Genomic DNA, 3,172 nt, shown 5'->3' with positions numbered 1-3,172 from the left:
CGCGAGGCCTCCTTCAGCTTTTGCAGCTGAAGTCGGGAGGTGCGAATCCGCAGTCGCTTTTGGCCGATGTTCGGCCATCAATCGACCTGACCGATTTCTGGGCCTTCCAACTGATCGGGGCCCCGATCCTGAATAACGAGTCCGTCGCCGCTGCCGGGACCACGAGTGACTTGAACATTCTGAATCCGGAAATCTGGATCGTCTACGCGCTTTCGGCCACTCTCCAGCTCACCACGGCCGGGGATGTGGCGATGTGCTCGATCGGGCTCCAGGGCCAGACGGGCGGATTCATGCCATTCGCCCAGTCAGCGCCATTCACGGCAACAGCCACGCAACAGCGCAACGTCGCATCGGCTCAGTTCAACGATCCATTGATTCTGACGGGATCGTTCGACATTCGAGCCAGAGTTGACCAGCTCGACATTGCGGCCGGCACGCGCGTTCTGAGTTGCCAGGCGCTCGCGGCGAGGCTCGTTCCCGACCAAATCTGACGGGCGCGGTACCGTCAGATCTTCCCAGGCACGCCTCCTGGCGCGCAGGCACGTCCGTGCCAAACGTGGTTTTTTGACAACAAAATTACAAAAGTAGGCTTTCTACGCCCGTTTCGGTCGGTTTCTCGCCACGGTTTATCAACAGGTTGCGCACCGCAAGGGGCGCACCTACGCTCGGGGGCGGGACCGGGCGGATACATCCGGCCCGCCAGGGCCCTCCTTCCACCATCCACAGGTATATCCACATGCTTATCCCCTATTTGGCCCTCGCCATTGCCGTTTTATCACTGATCGCCAGCCTTGCCGCACTGGGAGAGGCCTATGCCAAACGACCCGCACCGCGTGTTTCTCGCCTGGAGGATGCTGTTGCAGATCTTGACGACGCCCAAGAGCGAATCGGGAAGCGCTTCAGGAAGCTCCAGATGCGGTACAACGCGTTGCTCGGGCAGGAGGCACGAGAACGCCAACCCGAAGAAGATCTACCCGAGAGCAGCACCGAGACGTCCCGGCGCGACGGGGAAAGTGTCGACGAATGGCGAAAGCGGGTTATGATCGCCGTCGGACCCCTTTCCAGGATTCGCAGATGAGGACCGGTAGCTATGGCAGCGATTCTCCCGCCCGGCGCAAACGAGCAGTCCGCCGCGGTACAGATGATGGCAACCCGCGCGGCGGGCACCCGACGGACAGTCCGAAAGCGTCGTACCACCCGGAAGCGGAAGAAGGTCACGAGGCGGCGAGCCCCGGCGCGTCGCAAGTCGGCGGCGAGACGCAGGGGCAGTAAGGCCACGCCGAAGCAGCTCGCGGCGCTGGCGAAAGGTCGGCGCGCGCTCGCGAAGAAACGGCGAGCCCGAAAACGACGGTGATCCGTGTCGAACGGCTCGGACTTCGACCTAGATCCGGAGCAACAGATACCGGGGTTTCCGCGGGTCCCGATCGACCCGCTCGACCCGAATTTCCCGCCGTTTATCGGGATTCCTCCCCTCCAGGACCCGCGGCTGCGCCCGCCGTCGGGCAAAGACCCGCGCTTCAACGTCCCCCGCGCCCCCCGGGGCCCCCTACGCCCTGGGCAAATCCCCCTCGTCGGAGTCGCCGGGTTCGTCCGAGGCCTTCCCGAGGTCGTCCGAGGCGTGACCGCGGCCGACGCCGCGGTCGCCGCCCGAGCGACTAGCCGAATCATCCCCGGGGTCGCCGGCGCTATCCTGATCGGGGGGGTAGTGCTGATTGATGTAATTTTCAACGTCCTCGAGACGAATCGTCGCAGGACACTTGAGGAACTCGAGCGTGAGTTGGAAAGTGTCCGCGCTCGCCGGCGAGCGCATCAGCGCGCCCGCGAACGCGGCTTTGACCCAGGCGAGTTCCCCATAGAGATTCCCCTTCCCACTGTGATACCAAAGCCGCCGCTCGTAACTCCGAGTCCCGCACCACGGCGGACCCGTCCCGTTCCTCGAGTCGTCCCCCAAACTCAACCCGAACCACTCCCCCCCATGCGGCGCAGACCGGTCAGAATACCGGTACCGCAGCCGGGGCAGCCTCACGAAATACCTGTTGGGCCTCCGCATATTGAAATTCCTCCATCAACGGCCCCGGAAACGACGGAACCCGCGCGGAGGCGCGGCTTGCCGGACGTCGATCGGGAGCCGGACACGGCCGACGTCGAATTGGAAGAAATCCAAGTTACCACGCCGCGGCGACAGATTGAACGGGAGCGCGACCGCCAGACGGCCCGTCCTGGGCGGGCCGCAACTCGCGGCCGCATCCGAATTCCCTCGCGTGCGGCTGCGGGCCCGACCTTTAGTCTGCTGCCGTTTCTTGGGCTCGCGCCGGCCACCGGGCTGTCGCCCTTGACACCCATTGGAAGCCCACCGGTAGTATCTGCCCCGCCGGGAGCGCCGCAGCTTCCCGGGCCACAGACTCCGGGCGGGCAGCCCACGGGCGCCCGAGCCGGCCGGAAGAAGTGCCAGGAAGTGAAGCGGCGCCGACGGCGTAAGGGCAAGTGCCGCGAGGGGTTTTTTCGCGAGTTCCCTGGCTCGACTCAGTTCGTAACCTGGCGCGAGGTCGATTGCGCCAAGCTCGCTGTGAAGCAACTGAAGTCGGATCCTGTCGGGGCAATCAAGCGGGCAGTCCCGCGCAGCGCTCGCCGAATCATTCCCACAATCTGAGGTTGAGCCATGAGCGGAGTTATCCAAAGAACGGTCAGCGTAGGCGCTGGCGCGTCGGATGCGAACCTGATTTCCGGGTCCGTTTTCGAGTTTGCGCGAGTGAATCAGTTCGTCAGCGTTGGCGTGCTCGAGTCCGCGGACGGTGCGTTTATCACGATCAACGCCGGCCCGAATGTCGTGCTCGAGGAATCCGAGCCAGCGGTCGGGACGGACTATCCGATCATTCCGGACGAGATGTACTACAACGCGGTTCTCGCCCAAGGCGACCGGCTAGTTATCGGAGCTCGTAACCCGACGGGCGGCGCGATTGAAATGCGCGTCGTGGTGCAGGCGACCGATCTCTGACGATGGGACTCGCGCGCCCACCAATTAATCGCATACCGCGAGGCCTCCTTCAGCTTTTGCAGCTGAAGTCGGGAGGTGCGAATCCGCAGTCGCTTTTGGCCGATGTTCGGCCATCAATCGACCTGACCGATTTCTGGGCCTTCCAACTGATCGGGGCCCCGATCCTGAATAACGAGT

4 protein-coding genes are annotated in these 3,172 nt (G+C 63.8%); 3 read left to right on the top strand and 1 reads right to left on the bottom strand.

The features are described 5' to 3' along the window. The coding region (locus GY769_23620; protein ID MCP4204909.1) for a hypothetical protein at positions 1-491 on the top strand (491 nt) is incomplete at its 5' end. Between the two features lie 245 nt (positions 492-736). Then, positions 737-1,078 (top strand): hypothetical protein, encoded by a 342-nt coding sequence (locus tag GY769_23615; GenBank protein ID MCP4204908.1) that lies wholly within the window; start codon positions 737-739, stop codon positions 1,076-1,078. A gap of 468 nt (positions 1,079-1,546) precedes the next feature. Here the strand turns inward: GY769_23615 and GY769_23610 are convergent, their stop codons facing one another. Further along, positions 1,547-1,957, bottom strand: coding sequence for a hypothetical protein (locus GY769_23610; protein ID MCP4204907.1), 411 nt, complete (start codon positions 1,955-1,957; stop codon positions 1,547-1,549). A gap of 702 nt (positions 1,958-2,659) precedes the next feature. Between GY769_23610 and GY769_23605 the strand changes: the two genes are divergently transcribed. Beyond that, a complete protein-coding gene (locus GY769_23605; protein ID MCP4204906.1) occupies positions 2,660-2,995 on the top strand; it encodes a hypothetical protein in 336 nt (111 codons plus the stop codon). The last annotated feature ends 177 nt before the right edge of the window (positions 2,996-3,172 follow it).

The organism is bacterium, assembly GCA_024224155.1.
Lineage (GTDB): Bacteria > Acidobacteriota > Thermoanaerobaculia > Multivoradales > JAHEKO01 > CALZIK01.
This window is presented reverse-complemented; position numbering and strand designations above follow the sequence as displayed.